Origin of the sequence: Thermococcus litoralis DSM 5473, assembly GCF_000246985.2 — an archaeon.
In the GTDB taxonomy this organism is placed as follows: domain Archaea; phylum Methanobacteriota_B; class Thermococci; order Thermococcales; family Thermococcaceae; genus Thermococcus_A; species Thermococcus_A litoralis.
In genome coordinates, this window is the sequence record NC_022084.1 from 1,626,178 (window position 1) to 1,650,813 (window position 24,636).

28 protein-coding genes are annotated in these 24,636 nt (G+C 38.1%); 21 read left to right on the forward strand and 7 right to left on the reverse strand.

Annotated features, from left to right (window positions below; all coding sequences use genetic code 11):
• Positions 1 to 7 precede the first annotated feature (7 nt).
• The 7 genes from OCC_RS12705 to OCC_RS08845 all read right to left on the reverse strand — a co-directional run bounded on the left by OCC_RS12705 (position 8) and on the right by OCC_RS08845 (position 5,813).
• Positions 8 to 730 carry an amidohydrolase family protein gene (locus tag OCC_RS12705; RefSeq protein ID WP_004068930.1) on the reverse strand — a complete coding sequence of 241 codons (723 nt, stop codon included), beginning with the start codon at positions 728 to 730 and terminating at the stop codon, positions 8 to 10.
• A gap of 105 nt (positions 731 to 835) precedes the next feature.
• Positions 836 to 1,186, reverse strand: coding sequence for a hypothetical protein (locus OCC_RS12710; protein ID WP_004068928.1), 351 nt, complete (start codon positions 1,184 to 1,186; stop codon positions 836 to 838).
• A 34-nt stretch (positions 1,187 to 1,220) separates the two neighbouring features.
• Positions 1,221 to 2,111, reverse strand: a complete 891-nt coding sequence (locus OCC_RS08825) for an ABC transporter permease (protein WP_004068926.1) — start codon at positions 2,109 to 2,111, stop codon at positions 1,221 to 1,223.
• Positions 2,108 to 3,091, reverse strand: coding sequence for an ABC transporter permease (locus OCC_RS08830; protein WP_004068923.1), 984 nt, complete (start codon positions 3,089 to 3,091; stop codon positions 2,108 to 2,110). Before OCC_RS08830 ends, OCC_RS08825 begins: the two co-directional genes overlap by 4 nt.
• A gap of 75 nt (positions 3,092 to 3,166) precedes the next feature.
• Positions 3,167 to 4,510, reverse strand: coding sequence for an ABC transporter substrate-binding protein (locus OCC_RS13030; RefSeq protein WP_338010726.1), 1,344 nt, complete (start codon positions 4,508 to 4,510; stop codon positions 3,167 to 3,169).
• Complete coding sequence (locus tag OCC_RS13035; protein WP_004068919.1) at positions 4,503 to 4,982, reverse strand: ABC transporter substrate-binding protein; 480 nt, start codon at positions 4,980 to 4,982, stop codon at positions 4,503 to 4,505. Before OCC_RS13035 ends, OCC_RS13030 begins: the two co-directional genes overlap by 8 nt.
• 351 nt (positions 4,983 to 5,333) lie before the next feature.
• Complete coding sequence (locus OCC_RS08845; RefSeq protein ID WP_004068917.1) at positions 5,334 to 5,813, reverse strand: Lrp/AsnC family transcriptional regulator; 480 nt, start codon at positions 5,811 to 5,813, stop codon at positions 5,334 to 5,336.
• A gap of 165 nt (positions 5,814 to 5,978) precedes the next feature.
• Between OCC_RS08845 and OCC_RS08850 the strand changes: the two genes are divergently transcribed.
• The 21 genes from OCC_RS08850 to OCC_RS08950 all read left to right on the forward strand — a co-directional run bounded on the left by OCC_RS08850 (position 5,979) and on the right by OCC_RS08950 (position 24,633).
• On the forward strand, positions 5,979 to 6,665 hold the full coding sequence (locus OCC_RS08850) for an aspartate/glutamate racemase family protein (RefSeq protein WP_004068916.1): 687 nt from the start codon (positions 5,979 to 5,981) through the stop codon (positions 6,663 to 6,665).
• Positions 6,649 to 7,725: a DUF917 domain-containing protein gene (locus OCC_RS08855; protein ID WP_004068915.1), complete on the forward strand. Its 1,077-nt coding sequence runs from the start codon at positions 6,649 to 6,651 to the stop codon at positions 7,723 to 7,725. Before OCC_RS08850 ends, OCC_RS08855 begins: the two co-directional genes overlap by 17 nt.
• A gap of 11 nt (positions 7,726 to 7,736) precedes the next feature.
• Complete coding sequence (locus OCC_RS08860; RefSeq protein WP_004068912.1) at positions 7,737 to 8,672, forward strand: DUF1177 domain-containing protein; 936 nt, start codon at positions 7,737 to 7,739, stop codon at positions 8,670 to 8,672.
• Positions 8,672 to 9,328 (forward strand): AroM family protein, encoded by a 657-nt coding sequence (locus OCC_RS08865; protein WP_004068910.1) that lies wholly within the window; start codon positions 8,672 to 8,674, stop codon positions 9,326 to 9,328. The genes OCC_RS08860 and OCC_RS08865 overlap by 1 nt, the downstream gene beginning before the upstream one ends.
• A gap of 4 nt (positions 9,329 to 9,332) precedes the next feature.
• Positions 9,333 to 10,319, forward strand: a complete 987-nt coding sequence (locus OCC_RS08870; RefSeq protein WP_004068909.1) for an aminopeptidase — start codon at positions 9,333 to 9,335, stop codon at positions 10,317 to 10,319.
• Positions 10,309 to 11,703, forward strand: coding sequence for an amidohydrolase (locus OCC_RS08875; protein ID WP_004068908.1), 1,395 nt, complete (start codon positions 10,309 to 10,311; stop codon positions 11,701 to 11,703). The genes OCC_RS08870 and OCC_RS08875 overlap by 11 nt, the downstream gene beginning before the upstream one ends.
• Before the next feature lie 32 nt (positions 11,704 to 11,735).
• Entirely contained in the window at positions 11,736 to 11,936 is a 201-nt protein-coding gene (locus OCC_RS08880) for a hypothetical protein (RefSeq protein WP_004068905.1), read from the forward strand.
• A gap of 72 nt (positions 11,937 to 12,008) precedes the next feature.
• Entirely contained in the window at positions 12,009 to 13,766 is a 1,758-nt protein-coding gene (locus OCC_RS08885) for an ABC transporter ATP-binding protein (protein ID WP_004068903.1), read from the forward strand.
• Positions 13,759 to 14,574, forward strand: a complete 816-nt coding sequence (locus tag OCC_RS08890; protein ID WP_004068901.1) for an energy-coupling factor transporter transmembrane component T family protein — start codon at positions 13,759 to 13,761, stop codon at positions 14,572 to 14,574. The genes OCC_RS08885 and OCC_RS08890 overlap by 8 nt, the downstream gene beginning before the upstream one ends.
• 57 nt (positions 14,575 to 14,631) lie before the next feature.
• Positions 14,632 to 15,144, forward strand: a complete 513-nt coding sequence (locus OCC_RS08895; protein WP_148290439.1) for a hypothetical protein — start codon at positions 14,632 to 14,634, stop codon at positions 15,142 to 15,144.
• Positions 15,145 to 15,268: 124 nt separating this feature from the next.
• Positions 15,269 to 15,793 carry a nitroreductase family protein gene (locus OCC_RS08900; protein ID WP_004068898.1) on the forward strand — a complete coding sequence of 175 codons (525 nt, stop codon included), beginning with the start codon at positions 15,269 to 15,271 and terminating at the stop codon, positions 15,791 to 15,793.
• Entirely contained in the window at positions 15,765 to 16,061 is a 297-nt protein-coding gene (locus tag OCC_RS08905) for a DUF6092 family protein (protein ID WP_004068895.1), read from the forward strand. The genes OCC_RS08900 and OCC_RS08905 overlap by 29 nt, the downstream gene beginning before the upstream one ends.
• Before the next feature lie 21 nt (positions 16,062 to 16,082).
• Positions 16,083 to 16,604, forward strand: a complete 522-nt coding sequence (locus OCC_RS08910) for an Lrp/AsnC family transcriptional regulator (protein ID WP_004068893.1) — start codon at positions 16,083 to 16,085, stop codon at positions 16,602 to 16,604.
• Positions 16,605 to 16,850: 246 nt separating this feature from the next.
• Entirely contained in the window at positions 16,851 to 17,096 is a 246-nt protein-coding gene (locus OCC_RS08915) for a DUF3311 domain-containing protein (RefSeq protein WP_238565054.1), read from the forward strand.
• A complete protein-coding gene (locus tag OCC_RS08920) occupies positions 17,080 to 18,540 on the forward strand; it encodes a sodium:solute symporter family protein (protein ID WP_148290440.1) in 1,461 nt (486 codons plus the stop codon). Before OCC_RS08915 ends, OCC_RS08920 begins: the two co-directional genes overlap by 17 nt.
• A 57-nt stretch (positions 18,541 to 18,597) precedes the next feature.
• On the forward strand, positions 18,598 to 19,767 hold the full coding sequence (cpsA, locus tag OCC_RS08925) for a carboxypeptidase CpsA (RefSeq protein WP_004068887.1): 1,170 nt from the start codon (positions 18,598 to 18,600) through the stop codon (positions 19,765 to 19,767).
• A complete protein-coding gene (locus OCC_RS08930; protein ID WP_004068885.1) occupies positions 19,764 to 20,426 on the forward strand; it encodes a pyroglutamyl-peptidase I in 663 nt (220 codons plus the stop codon). The genes cpsA and OCC_RS08930 overlap by 4 nt, the downstream gene beginning before the upstream one ends.
• Before the next feature lie 42 nt (positions 20,427 to 20,468).
• Positions 20,469 to 20,942, forward strand: a complete 474-nt coding sequence (locus OCC_RS08935) for an NYN domain-containing protein (protein WP_004068881.1) — start codon at positions 20,469 to 20,471, stop codon at positions 20,940 to 20,942.
• 91 nt (positions 20,943 to 21,033) lie between these two features.
• Entirely contained in the window at positions 21,034 to 21,582 is a 549-nt protein-coding gene (locus tag OCC_RS08940; RefSeq protein WP_004068879.1) for an Lrp/AsnC family transcriptional regulator, read from the forward strand.
• 358 nt (positions 21,583 to 21,940) lie between these two features.
• Positions 21,941 to 23,563, forward strand: coding sequence for an ABC transporter substrate-binding protein (locus OCC_RS08945; RefSeq protein ID WP_004068877.1), 1,623 nt, complete (start codon positions 21,941 to 21,943; stop codon positions 23,561 to 23,563).
• Positions 23,564 to 23,607: 44 nt separating this feature from the next.
• A complete protein-coding gene (locus OCC_RS08950; protein ID WP_004068875.1) occupies positions 23,608 to 24,633 on the forward strand; it encodes an ABC transporter permease in 1,026 nt (341 codons plus the stop codon).
• The last annotated feature ends 3 nt before the right edge of the window (positions 24,634 to 24,636 follow it).

The window sequence follows — 24,636 nt, forward strand, 5'->3', positions numbered from 1 at the left end:
GATAGCATTATTCACTGTACACTATCCTGCCATTTATCACTACAAGCTCGATCTTATTTCGAATGTCTAATGGATCTCCATTAAACACAAGAAGATCTGCATCCTTTCCTTTTTCTATGCTTCCAACTTTGTCATTAATTCCCAGAATCTTGGCAGGTGTTATCGTTATACTCCTAAGAGCAATATTTGGATCAAGTCCTTCTCTTACTGAAAGTGATGCCATAATCGGTAGTTCAAAAATAATTTGTCCTAGAGCGTCAGTTGTTAATGCAAATTCTACACCTGCGTTAGCTAGTAACACTGGAGATTTAATAGTTAGATTTCTGAGTTCTGGCTTATGGCGGGGGAGGAGAAGGGGGCCATGAACTATAGGCACCTTTTTTTCTGCGATTATCTCTGCAACTTTGTATGCTTCTGTTCCATGCTCTATCACGATGTTAACTCCAAATTCTTCTGCAATTCTTATTGCAGTCAGTATGTCACTGAATCTATGAGCATGAGCCCTAATTGGAATCTCTTTCTTTAGCACCAGTTCCAAGGCCTCTAGCTTTATGTCAAAATCTGGAGCGTTATCAGAATTATCTTTTGTTTTTTCTTTTTTGGTCATATATGTCTTGGCTTTGTAAAGCCATTCTCTTATCAAGCCTGAAGTTGCCATTCTAGTTTGTGGACTTCGTTTCTGGTTGATTCCGTATACATTCATTGGATTTTCTCCAAATGCCATTTTCATCCCGATAGTTTATTAGCATCTCCTCTACAGTCTTACCATAAGTCTTTATAGCTGCTCCCATCCCACCAATAGGATTTGCACTTCCAGGTAGTATTCCTACAGTAGTTATTCCAAATTTTCTTGCCATTTCAAAGGCCGTGTCATCAGTTTAATTCCATCTATAACTCTCAAATGTGGAGTTATTGGGTCTGTCATTTCATTACCGTCGTTCCCTTCCCATCTTAAACCTTCTTCAAAAAGTCCGATATGTGCATGAGCGTCTATGAATCCAGGGGTTATGACTTTCTCTTTTACGTCTATAATTTCATATTCTTTAGGAATTTTAGTGTTTTTTCCACCTATTTTTTCAATTTTTCCATTTTTTATTAGGACAACTCCTTCTTTAATAGTTCCTAAATTAGACATCGTTAATATTGTAGCTCCGCTCAATGCAAATTGGGAGAGCTCTTTTTTCATTTTCTATCACCCTCTAAATTCTTACTACCAAGGCCTACATTTGTTTAAGCCTCGGATTTATGTATTCCTCTATTGCATACCCTATTTGCGTAAATCCAAGAACTGTTATTGTAATCATTATCCCTGGGGCCGTTATCCACCACCAAAGGCCGCTAGAGATAGCTCCTGAATTCCTTGCCCAGTAAATAATGGCTCCCCATGATTTTTTAGATGGGTCTCCTAGTCCAAGGAAACTAAGCGATGCTTCAGCGATCATAGCTCCACCGACTCTCATTAAAGTAAATGCCACAAGGAGAGGGAGTAACTGGGGTAGTATATGCTTAAACATTATTCTTTTGTTGCTGGCTCCGAGAGCTCTTGCTGCTTCTACGTAATCTCTTTCTTTTAGTGACAGTACTTGGGCTCTAACCATTCTTGCAATCCCAGGCCAACTAAATATTGCGATTGTTATCACTATATTCATGTACCCCTGGCCAAGAATAGATGCGAGAAGTATCATAAAGGGCAATATTGGAATGAGTAGCATAACATCCGTTACTGCCATTAGAGCTTCATCAATTATCTTCCCATAATATCCTGCGAGTAAACCTACAAGGGTTCCTATGACTACTGTTGAAACTGCTGCAGTAATTCCTACGAACAAAGAAATTCTTGCTCCATAAACTAGTTCACTAAATACATCTTGACCTATATCGTTTGTCCCCAGTAAGTGGTCCCAAGAGGGAGGCAGGAATGGAGCATCCACAATTTTCCAAGGATCATAAGGAGCAATATATTGGGGAGCAATAGCCATTGCGAATGGCAAAGCCAATAACATTAAGCCAATTTTCCCTCTTCTGCTTTTTAATATTGTTTTAGCAATCTCCAAAAATGAAAATATTTTATCAAACAAAGATTCAAACAATCTTTGGTTCTTTCTGTTCATTGCTCACTCACCCTTGGATCTATTATTGGATACATGAATTCGACTATTGTAACTAACACTAATGTCAACAGAGAGGTGTACACTACTATACCCAAAAGTAGTGGATAGTCTGTCATATATACTGCATCATAGAGTAATTTACCAACACCAGGTAATGAAAAAACAACTTCAATAAGCATTGCTCCACTTACTGACCAACCTAGATCCAATGCAAGGGCAGTAACTACGGGTAAACTAGCAGGCCTTAGAGCATGCTTGAAAAGAATTGTCCTATCTGGCATCCCTTTTGCTTTAGCCACTAAAATAAAATCTTCCCCAAGGATATCTATCATTGTATTTCGCATGAGCATGAAATATCCTGCAAAGCCCAGAATAACTAAGGTTATAAATGGAAGCCACAAATGTGATATTACATCTTTTAAAAACTCTAGACGACTGGTATACTCCATTCCATATGAATACGCTCCATAGAGCGGAGCTAGTCCAAAATAATATCCAAATATTATTAATAATACAATTCCAAGCCAAAAACTTGGCATTGACCTAATAAACATAACAAGAGACACTAAAAAGGAATCAAATGCTGATCCTCTCTTGTAAGCTGCCATGGCACCGAGAAATATACCAACTAACGCTGAAACAATAATGGATGTCGTAACAAGAACAATAGTCCATGGCAGAGCTTCCTTAATAACTTCAGATACTGGCTCAAGCCGGCTAAAGGAGATTCCGAGATTACCATGAAGGAAAAACTCTTTTATAAAGGTTTTATACTGTTCCCACAAAGGTTGATCTAATTTAAACTCTTTAATAAGAGCTTCTCTTAATTCTGGTGAAATATTTGGATTTTCTGCTAAATAAGCAAATGCACCTCCAGGTAATAATCTTGGGATTACAAAGGTAATGCTTACTATTATGTAAAAAACTATTCCTCTTATTATTATTTTTCGTAGGACTCTATATATCCAGCCTTTATCCATTTTATGCCCTCCTTATTATTTGAAAAATCTTCCAAACATTACTTAGAGCAAAAATAAAGCTAAAAATTAGTTCATTCACTTTCTCTTTCTGAGTATTATTGGTAGTAGTGCTAATCCAATTAGTGATGCTGGTCCACATATGCCTCCCTTACTCTCACTTGGAGTTTGGGATTTTGTGGATGTTGAGGAGCTTACACTTTGTTTTACTTCGCTTGTTTGGATGGATTGTTGTTTGTTTATCTCTTTGTTATAAAGATTCATGAGACTGAACCAGTTATCTGGGCCCATTATGTCTGAAAGCACCCATCCTTCCCAGTTTTTAGTACTATATGCGAATATAAACTGTTGATGAACCATGTTAAGAAGTGGAACATTCTCCGTGAGTATTTCCTGAATTTTATATACTATTTTCTTTCTTTTTTCATAGTCCACAGTGTATCTTTGCTTATCAAGTAGTTCATCTAATCCCGGGATAACACAATGACCTTCATTCCATCCACCTTGTGAGTGGAACAACATTCTTAGAATATCTGGGTCAAGTGAGCCAATTCCACCTATTATTAGCATGTCAAAGTTCCCTGAATCAAGGTAATTTGAAAGAGTTGTCCATTCCAATGGTTGATATTTAACGTTAACTCCAATTTTTTTCAAGTTTTCAGCTATCATCTGTCCCCATCTAACTCTTAATGGATCGTAGGAAGGTGAGTATATGGTTAAAGTAATATCTGACCCATCTGGGGTTTCTCTCCATCCATCTCCGTCTACATCTTTGAATCCAATTTCGTCTAATAATTGAGCAGCTTTTTGTAAGTTAAATGGATATTTCTCTTCTTTTGAAGGTAAGTTTGGATTGTACCATTCTTTTAGGGTTGGTGGAATCCTGCCGAGGGAACCCGGTAATGCATGCCCTTGATACACCACTTTTACGACTTCAGTTTGGTTAATAGCATGATGAACTGCTTGCCTGAACTTTACTTCACTCATTGGCCATCTCTGACAGTTAAAATACATGAATCTAGCTCCAAATTCGGTTACTGCATGCAAATGGGCATCAGGAATCTTTTCAACTTGGGGAATTGAACTATATGGAATACTCCAAGTCATTACGTCGACTTCTCCTTTTTTAAATGCCATAAGCATTGCATCAGGATTGGATATTATTGGCATTACAATTTCATCTATAAGAGGCCTTCCGAGATGATAATTAGGATTGGCTTTAAGTTTATAATATTGTTGTGGCTTGTGTTCAACAAAAATAAAGGGTCCTGATCCTATTGGCTTTTCATTTTTATACTGGAGAATGGAGTTCTTGTCTACATTCTCCCAGAGATGTTTGGGGACTATATAAATTGAAGAAGCTATCATATATAAGAAGGGTGCATAAGGTTCTTTTAAGTAAATCTTTACAGTATTACGTATCTACGGCTTCAGCTTTGTCAATTACTGCAGCAACATCTGCAAACCTTGTTTGATTACCAATCTCTGCAAGTAAGTTATATGTAAATGCAACATCTTCTGCTGTTACTGGTTTTCCATCATGCCATGTAGCATTCTTAAAGATCTTGAAAGTCCACACTTTACCATCTTCAGAAACACTCCAATCTTCAGCTAGTCTTCCAGCATATTTCATGTCGGGAGTCATTATTGTTAATGTATCATACACATTATCTAAAATCATTGCCTCCCATGAGGAGGTGTAGGTAAATGGATTCAGAGTATTTGCCTCACCCATCATGGGCCATTTGAAAGTTCCTCCTGGTTTTATTCCTGATTCTCTATGAATATAATTGAATATGTTCGCCTTGTTTGTGTCTGCACTACTTACTGGCAACAATATTGAAAATAATGTCATACCAACTAAAATCAAACTTAAGAGTCGATTTCTTTTCATGTTCATACCTCCTGTACTAGCATTGTGGAGTAACATGTCAAAATGTTAAAGGAATATTACCAATATAAATAATTTTCCAATTAAAGTTTTTCATAAATTGTCGTATAATTTAAAAAGTATCAAAAAAGTTTTATTAAACTTTAACCTTTAATTGGGGTTTAAATCTTAAGCAATAAAAATAATAGGATAAAATAATTAAGGCTTCAGGTTTTAACTTCTTGAACGATAACTTAGAAAGAGAACATAATATACTGAAAACTAATGTTAATTATCAGGATAACTTAAGCTTTAAGGTTCTTTTACTACAATCTGTTTGGCATTGAAATCTTGCTCTTTTATTATGAGATCAACCTAAAGTTCACTCAATGCATCCTTAAAAGGAACTTCGAGACCTTTCAGTGTCTTCACACCAAATAGGATTCTGTAGTCATGTATGCAACTTTCTCCTTGTATAACCTCTTCAACGCTCTTTCTAAGATCTGAGACATCTTCCCCAAACATCCCTATTAAGAGGTCATAGCCACCCCATATTTCATATACTTCAAATGTGTTTTCATTCTCCATGAGCTTTTTCTTAAAGGCTATAATTTGGTTCTTTGGAGTTTCAGGCTTCAGCTTGATAAGTACGAACGCATAGCTATATCCAAGTTTGTCAAATCTTAAATAAGCTGATATAAAGAGACATCCTTTCTTTTGTAAATTTATTCTTCTCCACCTAACGGCGGATTTTGAGAGGCCTATTCGTCTTCCAATTTCCGCATCACTCATTCTAGCGTTTTCTTTTAAAAGCCTTATAATTTGCCAATCTGTTTTTGATAACCTTTTCTTCATTTTGATACCCCCATTTTTGTTTATTGTATTTTAACTTATTAAATTTTTAGTCCCTTGGCTAATAATCATGCCAAATTATTGTTCAATAGGATAAGCATTTCTCCATATTTTTGGTTCAACAACAGATATATACTGGTAGTCGTCCTCACTTTCTGGGTGTAATGAATGAAAAAATACACGATTGGACTAATTAGAGTGCTAACAATTCAAGATGAAGAACTCCTTAACCGTCACGGGAAAATTATTGAGAAAGCCTTCCCAGAGCTAAAAGTAATCAGCAGGTGCATTGAAAACCAACCTAAAGGGATATACGATGAAAAAACTGAGGAAGAAGCAAAACCAAAAATTTTGCGCTTGGTAAAAGAGTTTGAAAGTGATGGTGTTGATGCGATCATCATAAGTTGTGCAGCTGACCCTGCTGTTGAAGAAGCCAGAAAATTAGTTTCAATTCCAGTCATTGGGGCTGGATCTGCTGCTTCAGCATTGGCCTTGGCATATGGCAGAAAAATTGGGGTTCTTAACTTAACTGAAGAAACTCCAAGGGTAATAAAGGAAATTCTCGGTAAGAACTTAGTTGCAGAAGATCATCCTAATGAAGTCACCAATACCCTCGACTTAATGACAGACTGGGGAAGAGAAGAAGCAATACGAGCTGCAAAGAGATTAAAAGAAAAGGGTACTGAAGTAATAGTTCTTGGATGCACCGGAATGTCAACGATTATGATTGCTCCTATTCTTGAAGAAGAGGTTGGGATCTCAGTTATTGATCCGGTAATTGCTGCGGGAGCAGTGGCTTTACACTCCCTTAGAAGAGTGGAGGCATGGGGTGATCTTAATGAGAATAAGGGTTGATGAAAAACTAGCTGAAGCGGCTGTTCTTGGTGGAGCTTTTTTTGGAGGTGGGGGAGGAGGCGATTTAAGATTGGGATTAAAGCATGCTAAACTCGCTATTGAGATGGGTGAAGTGGTAATAGTAGATGTGGATAGTATTCCTGAAGACAAATACATAGCTACAGCTTCTATGGTAGGAGCTCCTGCAGCAAAAGAGAGATATCTCCTCCCGGTTCACGCAATAAAATCTACAGAACTCTTTATGAACGTGGCCAGAGTTCCGCTCGGAGGCCTAATTTCCTCAGAAAATGGAGGTTATTCAACTATAAATGGCTGGATACAATCCGCAGTATTGGGGATTCCAATTGTAGATGCTCCAACAGATGGAAGGGCACATCCTGCGGCGGTTATGGGCTCTATGGGCTTGCATAAGCTTCCAAATTATCTCTCAATTCAAACTGCTGTTGGAGGAAACAAAGAGAAGGGAAAATACATCGAAGTTATTGTAAAAGGGTCTTTAGAAAGAGCAGCAAAGATGATCAGAGAAGCAGCAGTTCAGGCAGGAGGATTAGTTGCAGTAACGAGGAATCCTGTAGCTCCAGATTACGTAAAAGAGAATGCCGCAGTAGGGGCAATTTCACAGGCAATAGAAGTTGGTAAAATAATGCAGGAGAATATCTCCAATCCCGAGCAAATGGTTGAAAGAATAGTACAATATCTTGGAGGCGGGGAAGTTATAGACAAGGGCGAAGTTAAGCAGGTAGCCTTGGAAACAAAAGGGGGCTTTGACATCGGAAGGATTATCGTGAAGGGAAGCACAGTCGAAAAATACGAAATAACCTTCTGGAATGAATTTATGACTCTCGAAGATGCCGAAGGAAGGAGATATGGAACTTTTCCAGACTTGATAGTTATGGTGGATCTCCAGACAGGACTTCCCCTAACCTCTGCAGAGGTAAAACGAGGGGATAAAGTTCTCTTAGTTACAATACCCAAAGAACACATTATCTTGGGGACTGGAGTTAAGGACCCCGATGTTTTGAAGCTGGTGGAACAAGTTATTGGAAAGAAGATTGTTTAAAGGTGATTAGGATGCTAAAGCAAGTGATAGAGGCTTACGAACTGCTGGACAGTGCATATGTGGATGGAGAGAAAGTTGCCCAAATTCTAAAGGAAAGAGGTCTCGATAGAGTTGAAGTTCGCAGGATAGAAGGAGAAAAAGGTTATACAGACTTCATTAAAATAATAGTGCCTGGAAAAAATGGAAAGCTTTCTGGTGGCAACGCTCCAACACTTGGAATAATCGGCAGGCTTGGGGGAATTGGGGCAAGGCCTGAAATGATTGGCTTAGTTTCAGACGCAGATGGTGCAATAACTGCAATAGCCGTTGCCCTAAAGCTTGCAGACATGATAAAAAATGGGGATATGCTAGATGGGGATGTTATAATTGCCACCCATATATGCCCAAATGCACCAACCCAGCCCCACGACCCCGTTCCCTTCATGGGCTCCCCTGTTGACATGGCAACAATGAACAAGTACGAAGTTGACCCAATGATGGATGCAATTCTCTCAGTGGACACTACAAGAGGGAACAGGATAATAAACGTTAAGGGGTTCGCAATAACCCCAACAGTAAAAGAGGGATGGATACTAAAAGTAAGTGATGATTTGTTGGATATAATGCAGTATGTAACTGGAAAAATGCCTGCGGTTGTTCCTATAACTATGCAAGATATAACCCCATATGGAAATGGTGTCCACCACATCAACAGCATTTTACAACCAGCAACAGCTACAAACGCGCCAGTAGTTGGTGTTGCCATAACAGCCGAGGTTCCAGTTCCCGGATGTGCAACGGGCGCAAGTCATGAAGTTGACATAGAACAAGCTGCAAGATTCTGTATTGAAGTTGCAAAAGGATTTGGTAAGGGTAAGGTGAGGTTCTACGATGAAGAAGAGTTCAAACACTTAGTTAAGCTCTATGGGCCAATGAATCACCTTCAGACACTAGGGAGGAGGAAGTAATGAAAGTTGGGTTCATAACAATAGGACAATCACCTAGAGTAGATGTTGTTCCAGAGATAGAACCCTATCTAGGTGACATAGAGATTATTGAATGTGGAGCTTTGGACGGATTAACATTAGAGGAGATCAAAGAATTGGCTCCAAAAGAGGGAGAATACGTTCTGGTAAGCAGACTTAGGGACGGCACTCAAGTAAGACTCAGCAGGGAAAAGATAGTTAAAAGACTTCAAGAGTGTATCAAGAAACTGGAAAAGGAGGTTGACATCATTGGGGTTCTCTGTACTGGAGAATTTCCGGAATTGACTTCAAAAAAACTGCTTGTTGAACCTTCTTTACTTCTTTTAAAAACAGTGGAATCGCTAGGAGTTTCAAAGCTTGGGGTTGTGGTTCCCGATCCAGATCAAATAGAGATGACCAAAAGAAAGTGGAGCAATATTGCAGACACAATCAAAGTTCAAAGCGTTTCTCCTTACCTTGGAGAAAAAGATGAACTCATAAGAGCCGCACAAGAGCTAAAAGATTGCGACCTTATTGTACTGGACTGCATTGGATATAATTTTAATGCCAAGAAACTCGTAAAAAAGATTACAAAAACACCCGTTGTTCTACCAAGAACCCTAATGGCTCGGGTTATTGGAGAACTTTTGGAGGAATGAGCTTATGGCACTTTTTGATATTAATCCTGAGCTCTACAAGGCATGTGAAATCGCATTAAAACAGTGTCTTGGAGTTCGAGAAGGCGAATCAGTAGTTGTAATTGCAGATGAACCAGAGCGCAAAATTGGATACCATCTCTGGATGAAAGCTAAGGAATTAAACGCGGAGGCAGTTTACATAGAAATTATCCCTAGGAAAATGCATGGAGAAGAACCACCAAAGCCTGTTGCCGAAGCTATGAAAGCAGCGAACGTTGTAATTGCTCCAACCTCAAAGTCAATAACTCATACACTAGCAAAAAAGGAAGCATGCGAAAAAGGAACAAGAGTGGCGACTCTACCTGGCATCACCGAAGAGATTTTTATCAGAACAATGAGCGCTGATTATGAGGAGATACTAGAACTCACAAATAGAATAGCCGATATTTTGGATCATGGAAGAATTGTACGTATCACGACTAGCCTTGGTACAGATTTGGAGTTCTCAATAGAGGGTAGAAAAGCTAAAAGAAGCACAGGGATTTACAGGAACCCGGGTGAATGTGGGAATCTCCCTGGAGCCGAAGCGTACATAGCTCCTGTAGAAGGAACGGCAAATGGTGTTGCAGTTATTGATGGCTCTATGGCTGGAATTGGAATTTTGAATAGTCCAATCAAGCTCACAATTCGTGAAGGTTTAGTTGAAAAAATTGAAGGAGGTGATGAAGCAAGAAAGCTGGAGGAAATTTTGTCAAAATACGGAAAGGAAGCAAGAAACATAGCAGAATTCGGAATAGGGACGAATCCCAATGCAAGAATAAGTGGGAATATTTTGGAAGATGAGAAAGTCTTTGGAACAGTACACATTGCATTAGGAAGCAACTACGATTTTGGAGGACGTGTAAAAGCTCCCATCCATTTGGATGGGATTATTAAAACCCCAACAGTTTTGATTGATGGGAAATATTTGTTTAGAGATGGAGCGTTACAAGGTGGCAAAAATGAAGAGTAAAATCAAAGAAGAAATAGTTTCCTTCTTGGAAAACAACAAAAAAAGATTTGTAGAGATAGCTCAGTACATTTGGGAGAATCCGGAACTCGCTTTTGAAGAATTTAAATCATCAAAAATACTCGCAGATACTCTAAAAGAATTTGGCTTTGAAGTTGAAAGAGGTATAGCCGACTTGCCAACAGCCTTTGTAGGCACATGGGGAGAGGGAAAACCGGTATTAGGTCTTTTAGCCGAGTATGATGCCCTACCAGGTTTGGCTGCTGATGGTTCTGGTAAACCAGGCCATGGCTGTGGGCACAATTTACTTGGAACTGCAAGCGTTGCTGCGGGGATAGCAGTCAAACGAGCAATGGAAAAATATGGATTAAAGGGTACAATAAAGGTCTTTGGATGCCCTGCCGAAGAAGTGGTGCTAGGAAAAGTTATAATGGCAGCAAGAGGGGTATTTAACGGTTTAGACGCAGTAATTCAGTGGCACCCTTACTGGGAAAATGCAATCCGCTATGACAGTTCAAACGCCGCAGAGATAAAAGTTTACAGATTCTACGGGAAATCAGCTCACGCCGGAGGCACCCCTTGGGAAGGAAAAAGTGCTCTCGATGCCGCACTCTTGTTCTTAAATTCAATAGAGTTCCTGAGAGAGCACATTTGGGAGAAGGATAGGATTCATTACATAATCACCAAAGGAGGTGATGCTCCAAATATAGTTCCAGACTTTGCCGAAGTCGCGGTTGGTATCAGATCATACGACATGAAACACTTTGTAGAGCTATCAGAAAGAATTGACAAGTGCGCAATTGGATCAACTCTCAGCACTGGGACAAAAGTAGAGATATTTAGCAAAGGTGCCTGTTATCCCATACTCCCCAACAAGGTGTTGTCTTCGGTAGTGTATGAAAATTTGAGGATTGTAGGTCCTCCGAAATTTACAAAAGACATTCTAAAAAGAGAAAAGCTCCATACAAATATCAGTAAGTTTGAAGGTTGGGAAATAGGGGAAGAATGGAGAGGAATGACAGCGTCAACAGATGTTGGAGATGTTAGCTGGCTAGTCCCAACTTCAGGCCAGCTTACAACAGCATGTGCTCCTATTGGGACTCCAACTCACAGTATAGAGTTTACCAAGTATTCCGGTAGGTCTGTGGGATATGAGGGCATGATAACAGCAGCTAAGGTAATGGCGCTTTCGCTAGTAGATATCCTCCTGAACCCAGATGTTGTAGCTAGGGCATGGGAAGAATTCAAAATGAGAAAAAAAAGTTTAGAGTGGGAATACAAGCCACTACTACCGGCAAAAATAGAATCTCGGCTTGATTTAGAGATAAAAAGAGAAGAACTCAAAATAGAGAATCCTACGAGAATAAAAAACTTGTTTAATACCTAAGCTTCATACAATAAAAGAGGAGGTGTTGTGAAATGGAAGACGATACGAAAAAAATGGGTGTTATAATAGCAGTAATGTTTGTCGTGTTTGTGTTATTTAGAGTATACTACCAAAAGGGTAGAAAACTATTAGCAAACTACCATCCGTGGGACTGGATCGGATTAGTAGTATTGTTTAGTCTCTTGGGTTATGCGATGTATAAGTTACAAAAGAAAGGATCCGAAGAGGCCTAAATTATTAAAGCAAGCCTAAGATGAAACCTTGAAGCAACCTAGCATAGTTAAAAAAATCAGGGTGGAGTTAAAATGTCGGAATACATAATAGAATTGGAAAATGTGTCATACAAGTATCCCGGAAGTTCAGAGTATGCTATCAAAAATATAAACTTAAGAATCAAGAAAGGCGAAAGGGTACTAATAACTGGACCTTCTGGAGCAGGTAAGACTACACTCTGTAGTATATTTAACGGCCTAGTTCCCCATCACTATGGAGGAGAATTAGAGGGGAGAGCTATAGTAAGTGGAAGAGATATAACAGAAGCGACTATTGGCGAACTAGCATTTATAGCAGGTTTACTATTTCAAGACCCCTCCTCCCAATTAATCTCCCCAACAGTAGAAGATGAAGTAGCATTTGGACTAGAGAATAAAGGAGTGTCCCCTGAAGAGATAGAGAAACTCGTAGACTATTATCTTAGGTACCTAGGAATTGAGCACTTAAAGGGAAGAACACCTCAACACCTTTCTGGGGGACAACAACAATTGGTAGCTCTAGCTGCAGTTCTTGCTATGGAACCCGAAATCTATGTACTCGATGAACCAACCTCGAATTTAGACCCTATAAATTCAGAAATGGTATTTAAAGTAATACATAGGATCGCCAAAGAAAGAGCTAAGACCTTAATTTTAGTAGAACATAAACTAGAAAAGGTAATTGATATCGTCGACCGTCTAATCGTAATGAATAAAGGAGAAATAGTCTACAATGGTCCATTTGAAGGCATTCTAGATGACATCAATAAGTACGAAGAAATAATAAATCTTGGAGTACCGATTCCACAAGTTACACAACTATACGCATTGTTCAAGAAGAGCAATAAAATAAACTCGTCAAAGATTCCTCTAAAAGTTCCTGAAGCAAGAGACGTCTTTGCAAGATATATTGATTTACAAAACCAAGAAAGAATAAAAGATGCATGCCTAAAATATACTTTCCAGGACAAATACACTCAAAACAGAAAAGAACCTATTATCAAAGTTGAAGATGTGCATTTTGTATATCCTAATGGGGTAAAAGCACTAAATGGAATATCTCTAGAAATATACAGAGGAGAATTTGTGTCAATTCTTGGACAGAATGGCTCTGGAAAAACAACCTTAGTAAAGCACTTTAATGGTCTTTTAAAACCAACTTCGGGAAGAGTAATAGTTGATGGAATGGATACCAAAGAAGTAAAAATGATTCAATTAGTAAAGAAAGTTGCATATTGTTTTCAGAACCCAGATGAACAGATATTCGCATCTAGAGTCAGGGATGAGCTGGCTTATGGCCCTAAGAACTTAGGGTATCCTCCTGAGAAGATTGAGGAGTTAGTAACCAAAGTTTCCAAAGAACTTGGACTATATGAGTTACTTGATAAAAATCCATTTGAACTGAGCATGGGGCAAAGACAAATTCTTGCAGTAGCCTCAGTTCTAGTAATGGAACCAGAAATTCTAATAGTAGATGAACCAACTACTGGACAAGATCCAAAAGGCGCGCGAAAAATCATGGATCTTATGAAATCATTAAACCAGCAAGGAAAAACAATAATTGTAATTACACACGATATGAATCTTGCAGCAGAGTATTCCGACAGAATAATTGTGATTAATAATGGAAAGAAACTCACAGAGGGCACTCCCAGAGAAGTATTCTCTAATCTAAATCTTCTGAAAAAAGCCCATCTAGAACCTCCCCAAGTTACTCAGCTTGCTCTTGAACTTGGACTCCCTTGTATCCCACTTAATGTTCAGGAATGTTTTGAAATTTTTTCCCAACTATGGAGGGAGAAAGATGAATAACAGCAATAAAAGCTTGCTGTATAAGCTAGACCCTAGAACGAAAATGCTAATGTTACTAGGATTTATAATCGGAGGCGTGCTTATTCAGGATCCGATAATAGTACTAGTACTACTGCTTGGGGTTATTGCAATTTATGTAAAAATTGGTCTTACAGAGAGACTGAAAAAGCTGATGGGAACTATTTGGATAGCTATGATACTCCTATTCCTACTAAACTTCCCATTTGTAAAACCAAAACCTGGAGAAGAGATACTCCTTTATCTTATACCTCCAGATCATGTTCCAGTGGCTATCTCCAATCTTGCTCAAGGAATTGCTAATGCATTAAGATTCGCATTTTTCATCTTAGTAGCAACCCTACTTACTGAGACTACTCCAACCGCAGACTTAGTCCGTGCTCTAGTAAAACTCAAAATGCCGCCAGAAATAGCCATATCTATTGGGATAGCATTTTCATACATCCCTGTACTTGTCAAGGAATTCGAGACAATCATCGAAGCTCAACGGTCAAGGGGTGCGAATTTTGAAACAAAGAATCCACTCAAAAAGATCTACCTGCTAATTCCCGTAATAGTCCCCGCAATGTTCATTTCAATAATTAGAGGTAGAGAAATAGCGAAAGTAATAGAAGCAAGGGGTTTCATGTACGATCCTAGGAATAGAACATATAGACGTGAACTAAAGCTAAAAATGGAAGATAAAGGGATGATAATATTAACTTTTGTTTTTGTAATTTGTATAGCTATCTTGAAAAGTAAAGGATATTTGGAGTATACTTCCACTTTAGAATACCTAATTAGGAGGTGATAAGATATGGAAAAAGGAAGTGAAAGTAAGAAAAAACCTCTCTTAACATCTAGACAAATGGGACTAATAGCAGCATTTGGTGGAGCAGCATTTGCATTTAGAGCACTAGGAATAGCCATTCCATTAGTACCTCCATTAGTAATGGATCCTGGAGCACTAATGCCATGTCTAGCAGGTATGGCAGGAGGCCCATTAGTCGGTGCAATTGTAGGAATAGCTAGAGGTATTCCCTCTGGATTGCCTGCCGTAGATTTGTGGGCCCAACCAATTAAGGGAATATATTGGGCATACGTCTGGAAGTATATCATACTAAGAGTCAAGGATACAAAGAAAAGGTGGTTATTCTTCGCATTTATGACATGGTTCCTGCAATTCTTTGTGGAGGCCCCAATGTTCATTGCAGCAAACGCCTTTATCTACAAGATTTACCCATTTTATCCAACATGGCCGTTTACATTGGGATGGTATAGTGGGATAGTATATCCATTGTTCCAGTTTGCAGTATTTGCAGCTATGGTAAAGGCATTCCCAGGCTTGTTTGGATGGGATACTGGGAAGGCACCATGGTGATTTTGCTTTGAACTTTTATTTTTTCTTCTTTTTTGTAGTTGAAATTGTAAATCTTATGATAGTAGGGATGTTTTAACAATGAGAGAGCATATAGAAATACCAAACTTCAAAAGTGGTGATAAGAATGGAAGTAATGAAAGCAGTTAAGGGTCGTAGGGCTGTGAGAAAGTTCAAAGACAAGAAGATTCCAAAAGAACACCTCCTTAAAATCCTTGAAGCAGGAATCTGGGCCCCAAGCGGAAGTAACATCCAACCTTGGGAATTCATACTAATAACTCAAGAACCAACAATAGAGAAGATAAAACTAATATCCCCAGGCCTCTTCGGAAACCCTACAGCCTTAATAATATGCTGCATCAACAAAAAAAGAGCAGAAAAAGGAGGCAGAGCAGGAGAAAACACAGCACTAATGGATGTTTCGATGGCTGCTCAAAACATGATGTTAATGGCTTACTCACTTGGAATAGGTTCCTGCCCAATAGTTTCATTTAACAAGATTGCACTAAAAGAACTTTTGAATATTCCCAAAGATGTGGAGCCGATACTTATGATAAGTTTCGGCTATCCCGAATTCTGGCCCAAACCGCCGAAAAGACGGCCGTTAAAGGAGGTGGTGTACGTTGAAGAGTACGGAAAGCATCTTGAATGATGATCACTTCAAACTTTTAGCCTTTTTAATAACAAGCGCTAGGGGCTGCGTTGGTGAACCTCCCTTGTACGGCCCGTTAAGATTGGTAGACGCTGCGGCAAGACTTGTTGAGATAATGAAGAAAGAAGGAAAAGCAATTCCCGAGATAATAGAACTGCAAAAGCTGATTGAAGAAAAGAAGGACTTGGTAATGTACGACGAGGAAGAGTTCATCAAATTTTTGGATGATCTTTCAAAAAAACTAGCAGAGATAATTAAAAAACAATAAAAAACTGAGGAGGACTCAAAAATGGAGGAAAATGACACGGAAATAGCAGTTTTAAAGAAGATTTTCAAAGGAAGACTAGACGATTTAGATATCAAAATTTATCAACTATTACGAGAAGATGGTCGGATGAGTGACACAAAAATAGCTGAAAAACTAGGTGTTTCAGTTACCACTATTAGACGTCGTCGTCTAAAGCTTCAAGAAGAAGGAATTTTACAAATAGTTGGTCTGTTACTTTTGAAAGCAGCAAATGTTGTATATGCTGATGTATTAGTCAAATTAGATAAAGAAGCTCGAATCGAAGAGATTAATGAATTTATCAATGAAGCTCTTAGCAATCCAAGAATATATGAAGTAACCGAATACATTGGAGGGGATTATGATATCTTACTAAGATTCTTTGAAACAAATCTTGAAAGACTTAGATATCACATTGACAAGTTTCTCAGAAATAGACAAAAAAGAATCATAGAAAAGTACCAAGTGTATCCTGCAATAGGGAGCCCCAAGGCATGGTATAAATCATTTAAACTGAAATTTTGATTATGTTATCTCTCACTTTTTAAGTTTATGTTAATTTTTTAGAGTTAGTGGTATCTTCTCTGTTTGACAAGCCAAGATTGATACTATTCGTCACTATACTTCAGATTCTTTAAATACAATAGATAAAAGTAATGTGATAAAGTTTGGAAGTTCTATAGATTACAGTATAAAGATGAACAAATTTGTCTTAGTATGATGTAAGATTTTAAACAAAAAGGTATAAATATTACATTTTTTATCTACTTTATGATTATGTTTTCAATTAGGAGGTGCTACCTTATGGAAAAAACAAAAGCATATACTTATGCAATATTGTTGGGAACAATACCCTGGATAGCATATGTCGTTATCTCGCCATTTTTCAACAAAGCAGAGCCACTGATCCTAGGAATGCCTCCACTGATGTTTTGGAACACCCTATGGTTGATATTGACATCTTTATGTCTATATGGGGCGTACAAATTTGAGCTAGGAGGTGGATTACTTGAGTAGTGCAACAGTCCCATTGCTATTAGTGTTAGGGTGGGTTCTGTTAAGCCTCATAGTGGGTGTAATGGCAGGAATCAAAAGGAAGTTTACTCTTGAAGGATATCTAGTTTCAGGAAGAGGTCTCGGATTGATCTTTTTATATGTACTTATGGCCGGTGAAATTTACAGTGCATACGCATTCCTAGGAACTGGAGGCTGGGCATATTCGTATGGTATGCCAATAATGTATGCAATTGGGTATGGAGCCCTAGCTTATTCATTCGGCTACTTTTATGCAAGATATGTATGGAAAGCAGGTAAGGCATTTGGGTGTGTAACTCAAGCGGACTATTTCCAGGTAAGATACAACAGCAAAACTCTTGCAGTAATAGTTGCATTGATTGGAATTATATTTAATATTCCATATCTCCAGTTACAGCTACAAGGACTGGGTTATATTGTTAATGTAGGATCTCTTGGGAGTATTTCTACAAGGGCAGGGATAATAATTGGAATGGTCATTATGATGATCTACGTATATACAAGTGGATTAAGGGGAATTTCTTGGACAAACCTGCTTCAAGCGACTCTCATGTTCATAGTTGCATGGGCAGTTCTATTTGCAATTCCTTTCAAACAGTTTGGAGGAATTAGTGAGCTGTTCAAAACTCTAGCACAAACAAAACCCGATCATTTAATTCTTCATCCTCCAATGGGGATAGCGTGGTATGTTTCTACGCTAATTCTTAGTGGCCTAGGCTTCTTTATGTACCCCCAAATGTATCCGTCCATATACGGAGCAAGAGACCTTAAGACTCTAAAAAGAAATTATGTCCTTTTGCCGATCTATTCAATATTCATGATTCCTGTAATTTTAGCAGGCTTTACAGTAGCTGCTTTAGGTCTAAAACTTGGGGCTCCTGATGAAGCCGTTTTAAAAGCTGTCGAAATTACGTATCCATCGTGGGTATTGGGGATAGTAGGTGCTGCTGGATTTGCAGCAGCAGCATCGACAGCAAGTGCAATACTCCTTTCATTGGCAGGACTGTTGTCCAAGAACTTGTACACGATTGTAAAGCCTAATGCATCAGATAAGGAGCTTGTTATAGCAAGTAGAGCCTCAGTTGTTATTCTTGGTACTTTAGCAATGCTTTTGGCCTTGTATACCCCTGGGAGGCTCGTTTCATTGTTGCTCTTGGCATATGCAGGAATGACACAAATGTTTCCAGCTGCGGTGTTTGGACTATTTTGGAAGAGAATGAACAAATATGCCGCTGGGGCAGGGATGATTGCAGGGTTGATAACAATTACATACTTACGTCTTGTACTAAAAACAAATCCATTAGGAATTCACTTTGGTCTTTGGGGTGTACTTGTAAATGTCATTGTGACTGTAGTAGTGGCATTAGTTACAAAACCAGAGGAAGAAATTTTCCAGAAATTCAAGGAAGCTGTAGTTTCTTTATGACTCATACAGTTTTTATTTTTCGATTATTTTGAATTTAATATTTTTGGAGGTGAAGGCATGAAAGAGGAAATAATAAAGAAAGCTAAGGAATTGGAGAATTACATTATCGAAAAACGTCGTGATTTCCATATGTATCCTGAACTTAAATATGAAGAAGAGAGAACATCTCAGATAGTTACTGAAGAACTTAAAAAACTTGGTTATGAGGTTATTAGAACTGCCAAAACTGGTGTCATAGGGATTCTAAGGGGAAGTAAAGAGGGAAAAACTGTGGCTTTGAGGGCTGATATGGATGCTTTGCCTGTTCAGGAGGAGAATGACGTTCCCTATAAGTCCAGAATTCTGGGAAAAATGCACGCTTGTGGACACGATGCTCATGTAGCAATGCTCCTCGGAGCAGCAAGAATATTGGCTGAAATAAAAGATAACTTGAATGGAACTGTAAAACTCATTTTCCAACCCGCTGAGGAAGGTGGTCTTGGAGCTAAAAAAATTGTAGAGGAGGGACACTTAGATGATGTAGATGCAGTATTTGGTATTCATGTATGGGCGGAACTACCTTCGGGAGCAATAGGCATAAAGAGTGGTCCACTTTTAGCATCGGCAGATGCTTTTAGAGTGATAATAAAGGGAAAAGGAGGCCATGGTGCTGTTCCCCATCTCTCAATTGACCCTATTGCAGCTTCAGTTGATTTAGTAAACGCTTACCAAAAGATTATATCTAGAGAAATTGACCCTCTTCAGCCTGCAGTTATTAGTGTTACTAGCATAAAAGCTGGGACTACTTTTAATGTAATTCCAGAAACTGCGGAGCTTTTGGGAACTATACGAACATTTAGTGAAGAAGTAAGAAATTATATAATTGAAAGGATGGAACAGATAACAGAGGAATACTCAAAAGGTATGAGAACTGAAGGAAAATTTGAATTGACTATGGAGTATATCCCTCCCACTATAAATGATGAAAACCTTGCTAAATTTGCAAAAGATGTGCTTTCCGACATTGGAAAAGTGGTAGAACCTAGGCCAACTATGGGGGCTGAAGATTTTGCCTTTTATACCACAAAAAGTCCAGGACTCTTCATCCTTTTAGGAATACGAAATGAAGAGAAAGGAATAATTTATCCTCACCATCATCCGAAATTCAATGTTGACGAAGATGTCCTTTGGATAGGAAGTGCAATATATTCGCTTTTGGCATACAAGTACTTGGAGGGCAGAATATGAAAAAAGTATTGATAACAGGATTTGAACCATTTGGTGGGGATAGCAAAAACCCAACCGAACAAATTGCTAAATATTTTGACAGAAAACAAATCGGCAATGCAATGGTTTATGGAAGAGTTTTGCCAGTATCTGTAAAACGGGCCACTATTGAGCTAAAGAGATATTTAGAAGAAATAAAACCGGAAATAGTGATTAATTTAGGATTGGCCCCAACATATAGCAATATTACAGTAGAAAGAATAGCTGTAAACATCATTGATGCTCGAATCCCAGATAATGATGGGTATCAGCCTATAGATGAGAAAATTGAAGAAGACGCACCTCTTGCATATATGGCCACACTTCCAGTTAGAGCCATTACAAAGACACTCAGGGATAATGGTATTCCAGCTACAATTTCATATAGTGCCGGCACGTATCTTTGCAATTACGTGATGTTCAAGACATTACACTTCTCAAAAATTGAAGGATATCCACTTAAAGCAGGATTCATTCATGTCCCATACACTCCAGATCAGGTTGTTAATAAATTTTTCCTTTTAGGAAAAAATACCCCCAGTATGTGTCTAGAAGCTGAAATAAAGGCAATAGAACTGGCGGTGAAAGTTAGTCTAGACTATTTAGAGAAAGATAGAGATGATATAAAGATTCCATTATGACTTCCCCTTTATTTGTTTATTTTTATTGAGGAGGAGCAACGCATGGAAATAAAAGAAAAGACTCAAATTGGTTTAATTGTTAATGGTCCTAACATTTTAGTTAGAAGGTTTAATCTTAGTCTAGAGGAAATTTTAGAAATCTTAAGAAAAGAGGGTAGAATTGCCATAGGAAAAGTTATTCTTAATCACAATGCAACTCCAAAACTTATTGAAGCTGTTGTTAATTATGGCTTAGAGCCAGTTATTGTTAATGGGCGAGTCGATGTTGCTGTTGCTGTTGAGTCTATGAAACTCCTCTACAATTCGGGAATAGACGTCATAGCACTGGGTGTCAGGGATACTCACTTCATGCCGATTCTTTTTGAAGCAAAAAAAGTTGGAAAAAAGGTTATAGTCATAGCACCAGAAGAGGGGTTAAGTGAAGCTATTCAAAATACTGCGGATAAAGTTATAAAGATTACCTCATCTTCTAGATATGATTATCTGACAACTAACTTTACTACTATTCGAGTTTAAAAAAGGAAAGAGCAGTATGAATGCATAATATTTTAAAATATTTCTATAGCAAAACAAATTCAATAACAAGAAAATATTTTGGGTGAACATTATGGGAAAGAACAGAGAAAGAAGTATAAACTTGGATGAAGAGGAAATAAAATTTTGGAAAGAGATCAGTGGGGGTAAACTTGATACTATTGACGTGAAAATCTATCTCGCATTAAGAGAAGACGGTAGATTATCAGATACTGACCTAGCAAATATTGTTGGGGTTTCAGTTCCAACTGCAAGGAGAAGACGTTTGGCATTACAGGAAAAAGGTCTCCAGATAATAGGGCTGTTGCTTTTTGAGGAGTTTGATATGGCGTCGGCTGATGTTATAATAAAATTTCAGAAAAACATCAAGAAAGAGAACATAACCCTTTTTATAAAAGAAGCGTGTGAAAATCCAAAAGTGTTCGAAGTGGATGAATATATTGGAGAATACGACTTGGTGATAAAGTTTTTTGACAAAAATTTCAAAGAACTCAAGCATACAATAGACTCGTTTTTGACAAGTAGAGAGATAATAGAGAAATACATAATTCTTCCAGTTGTTGCGAGTCCAAAGTTATTCTCAAAGAAAATGACATATAAACACGGTAGTAAACAAAAATAGAGCCTCTTACTAAGTTTGGTCGATTAATGTCTTTATTTATTCAGTGATGAAAAAATTTGAAACATAACCTCATTTGAAGAAGGTGCATGGTATCTCTCTTTTACAATATTTTTCAATATTGTTTGATAAATTTTAATAATAAACTTTATATATTTTAAAAATCAATAAGCCTAATTGATAAAGAACTACATAATATCTCAGTGAATTGACAAAAAGGCAAAATAACAACAAACTTGCGCGGTATTTTGGATAAAATGGCACGACCATTCCTAAGTCTCTGTAATTCAGGCAAAAACAATTAGTCTGTCACTTAAAAACTCCAACTTAACATAAATAAATATATGGGAGGAAATATAAGATGAAAAAAGTTGCTATTAGTATATTTTTAATGAGTCTGGTAATATTAGGAGTTATTGCCAGTGGATGTATTGGGGGAGAAACAACTTCCACTGTTCAATCCTCCAAAGAGACCCCATCCTCTACAGAAACTGAATCTCAAGTTTCCAACGTTGTGATATATGGCTACGAGTCTGAAATGATCACGTTAGATCCCAGTATTGAGTTTTCTAATTCAATAATAATGTTAGCTAACTTATACGAATGCCTTGTGAAGTATACTGATAAGGGATTAGAACCTTGGCTTGCAACTTCATGGGAACACAATGAAAATGGTACCGAGTGGGTATTTCACCTGAGGAAGGGAGTGAAATTCCATAGTGGTAATGAGATGACAGCAAAAGATGTAAAATGGAGCATAGAACGAACAATTAGAATGGGCATGGGCCCAGCTTTTATTTGGGATCCAATTGAGAGTATAGAGATCATAGATGATTATACAGTTAAATTCAAACTCAAGTATCCAGCGAATCTTCCTTTGATTGCTTCCTCTGCATATGGGGCATATATCATGGACAGTGCCTTTCTTTCAAAGATTGGAGACGATAAAGCTATCACAGAATATCTTAATCAAGGACATGATGCAGGAACAGGCCCATATGCAATAGTGAAGTATGATCCAAAAACAGAGGTAGTTTTCAAAAAATTTGATGAGTATTGGGGTGGATGGGAAAAAGATCAGTTTGACACGGCGATAATAAAAATAGTCCCTGACCCAGCTCTTAGGGAACAGATGGTAACAAGTGGAGAAGTACATATAGCCAAAAACCTTCCACTTGATGATATACCTCAGCTACAACAGAATCCAAATATAGTGCTACATGAAGAGCCTTCTTTCCGTGTTCTTTATGGAATGCTAAATACAAAAAAAGAACCATTGAACAATAAGCTCGTTAGAAAAGCTCTAAGTTATGCAGTCCCATACAAGGATATTGTAGACTACGTTCTTGGCGGTCATGGATACATAGCGAAGGGTCCAATTCCAAAGGGAATAATGGGATACTTTGAAGATCTCCCAACTTATACTTATGATATTGAAAAAGCAAAACAGCTTCTTACTGAAGCAGGATATCCTAATGGAGGATTTAAATTACTCCTTACATACACGCAAGGTGATGAAGCAGAAGGAAAAGTTGCTGAAGTTCTTAAGGCTGAGTGGCAGAAGCTTGGAATAGAGGTAGAAATCCGTCCAATGAACTGGGAACAGCAGTGGGCACTAGCTAGGAGCGATCCACAAAATGCTCAAGACATCCTCTTATTCTATTGGTGGCCCACATATCCCACACCATACGATTATCTCTTTAACATGTTCCATTGCGAAAATGAGACCCTGTTCAACTTGTGCTACTATTGTAACCCTGAATTCGACAACCTTATTGATCAAGCTGTAGTCTTAGAAGCTTCTAATCCGCAAAAAGCTGAACAGTTATACAAACAAGCAATAGAGCTCCTAATTGACGATGCTCCAGCGATTTTCTTCTATTCGCCAAACTATATCTACGCCGTCCATAAAAGTATCAAAGGATTCAAAGCATATCCTGCATATCCGGAAGTAGTTTTCTTTTATGAACTAAGAAAGATATGATTTGTCTTTCTTTTTCTATTTATTACAGAAAGGGGGCGAGTAAAGTGGCTAGGAAATTCGGAGAGTACATTGCATACAGAGTTGTATTGGCAATATTCGTTATTTTGGGAGTTATCACAGTTGTGTTTTTTGTGTCAAGGATAATTCCCTCCGATCCAGCAGCTTTATGGGTTGGGGCTCACCCTACTAAAGAGGCTATTGAGAAAGCCAGGGAAGAATTGCATTTAAATGAACCAGTAATAAAACAATATTTTTATTATTTGTCCTCGCTTCTCCATGGGGATTTGGGAGTATCCATAAGGACTCATAATCCCGTCACACAAGACCTAAAATCAGCATTCACCGCTACTTTTGAATTAATACTTGTCTCTGAATTTATTGCAATAATAATTGGCATTATTTTGGGGGTCTACTCTGCAGTTAAAAAAGATTCTTGGTTGGACAATTTAAGTAGAATACTCGCAATAAGCGGTGTGTCTTTACCAACTTTCTGGTTTGGAATGATTTTGCAGCTGATATTCTTTAAATACCTAGAAATTTTGCCCTTAGCAGGTAGGGTAGATAGTGTTGTCATCTTGGAGCATCCCCTAAGAACGATAACAGGATTCTATCTATTAGACTCATTAATTACTGGCAACTTTGTGGTTTTTGTAGATGCACTAAAACATATTATTCTGCCAGCTATCACGCTTGCAATGTATCCAATTGGGCTTATAACAAGGCAAGTTCGCTCAATGATGATAGAGGTCCTTCAAGAAAATTATATAAGAACCGCTTGGGCTTATGGAATCCCGCCCAAGAAGATTTATTTTAAATATGCCTTAAAAAATGCCATAGCTCCCGCCTTAATAACTGTTGGTCTATCATTTGCGTACACTCTAATTGGAGCATTTTTAGTTGAGTTAATCTTCAATTGGCCAGGTCTTGGTAGGTATGCTGCATACTCTATCCTTAGTATGGATTATCCTGCAATCTTGGGGGTCACAATAATTGCAGCAATTGCATATGTCTTCATTAACCTCATTGTTGATTTAATTCAAGTATATCTTGATCCGAGAATAGAATTGTGAGGT

Bases quoted from the DNA above. Each gene is read 5' to 3' on its own strand.
- OCC_RS12705 (WP_004068930.1), bottom strand. From the start codon at position 730: ATGAAAATGGCATTTGGAGAAAATCCAATGAATGTATACGGAATCAAC.
- OCC_RS12710 (WP_004068928.1), bottom strand. From the start codon at position 1,186: ATGAAAAAAGAGCTCTCCCAATTTGCATTGAGCGGAGCTACAATATTA.
- OCC_RS08825 (WP_004068926.1), bottom strand. From the start codon at position 2,111: ATGAACAGAAAGAACCAAAGATTGTTTGAATCTTTGTTTGATAAAATA.
- OCC_RS08830 (WP_004068923.1), bottom strand. From the start codon at position 3,091: ATGGATAAAGGCTGGATATATAGAGTCCTACGAAAAATAATAATAAGA.
- OCC_RS13035 (WP_004068919.1), bottom strand. From the start codon at position 4,982: ATGAAAAGAAATCGACTCTTAAGTTTGATTTTAGTTGGTATGACATTA.
- OCC_RS08845 (WP_004068917.1), bottom strand. From the start codon at position 5,813: ATGAAGAAAAGGTTATCAAAAACAGATTGGCAAATTATAAGGCTTTTA.
- OCC_RS08850 (WP_004068916.1), top strand. From the start codon at position 5,979: ATGAAAAAATACACGATTGGACTAATTAGAGTGCTAACAATTCAAGAT.
- OCC_RS08855 (WP_004068915.1), top strand. From the start codon at position 6,649: ATGAGAATAAGGGTTGATGAAAAACTAGCTGAAGCGGCTGTTCTTGGT.
- OCC_RS08860 (WP_004068912.1), top strand. From the start codon at position 7,737: ATGCTAAAGCAAGTGATAGAGGCTTACGAACTGCTGGACAGTGCATAT.
- OCC_RS08865 (WP_004068910.1), top strand. From the start codon at position 8,672: ATGAAAGTTGGGTTCATAACAATAGGACAATCACCTAGAGTAGATGTT.
- OCC_RS08870 (WP_004068909.1), top strand. From the start codon at position 9,333: ATGGCACTTTTTGATATTAATCCTGAGCTCTACAAGGCATGTGAAATC.
- OCC_RS08875 (WP_004068908.1), top strand. From the start codon at position 10,309: ATGAAGAGTAAAATCAAAGAAGAAATAGTTTCCTTCTTGGAAAACAAC.
- OCC_RS08880 (WP_004068905.1), top strand. From the start codon at position 11,736: ATGGAAGACGATACGAAAAAAATGGGTGTTATAATAGCAGTAATGTTT.
- OCC_RS08885 (WP_004068903.1), top strand. From the start codon at position 12,009: ATGTCGGAATACATAATAGAATTGGAAAATGTGTCATACAAGTATCCC.
- OCC_RS08890 (WP_004068901.1), top strand. From the start codon at position 13,759: ATGAATAACAGCAATAAAAGCTTGCTGTATAAGCTAGACCCTAGAACG.
- OCC_RS08895 (WP_148290439.1), top strand. From the start codon at position 14,632: ATGGGACTAATAGCAGCATTTGGTGGAGCAGCATTTGCATTTAGAGCA.
- OCC_RS08900 (WP_004068898.1), top strand. From the start codon at position 15,269: ATGGAAGTAATGAAAGCAGTTAAGGGTCGTAGGGCTGTGAGAAAGTTC.
- OCC_RS08910 (WP_004068893.1), top strand. From the start codon at position 16,083: ATGGAGGAAAATGACACGGAAATAGCAGTTTTAAAGAAGATTTTCAAA.
- OCC_RS08915 (WP_238565054.1), top strand. From the start codon at position 16,851: ATGATTATGTTTTCAATTAGGAGGTGCTACCTTATGGAAAAAACAAAA.
- cpsA (WP_004068887.1), top strand. From the start codon at position 18,598: ATGAAAGAGGAAATAATAAAGAAAGCTAAGGAATTGGAGAATTACATT.
- OCC_RS08930 (WP_004068885.1), top strand. From the start codon at position 19,764: ATGAAAAAAGTATTGATAACAGGATTTGAACCATTTGGTGGGGATAGC.
- OCC_RS08935 (WP_004068881.1), top strand. From the start codon at position 20,469: ATGGAAATAAAAGAAAAGACTCAAATTGGTTTAATTGTTAATGGTCCT.
- OCC_RS08940 (WP_004068879.1), top strand. From the start codon at position 21,034: ATGGGAAAGAACAGAGAAAGAAGTATAAACTTGGATGAAGAGGAAATA.
- OCC_RS08945 (WP_004068877.1), top strand. From the start codon at position 21,941: ATGAAAAAAGTTGCTATTAGTATATTTTTAATGAGTCTGGTAATATTA.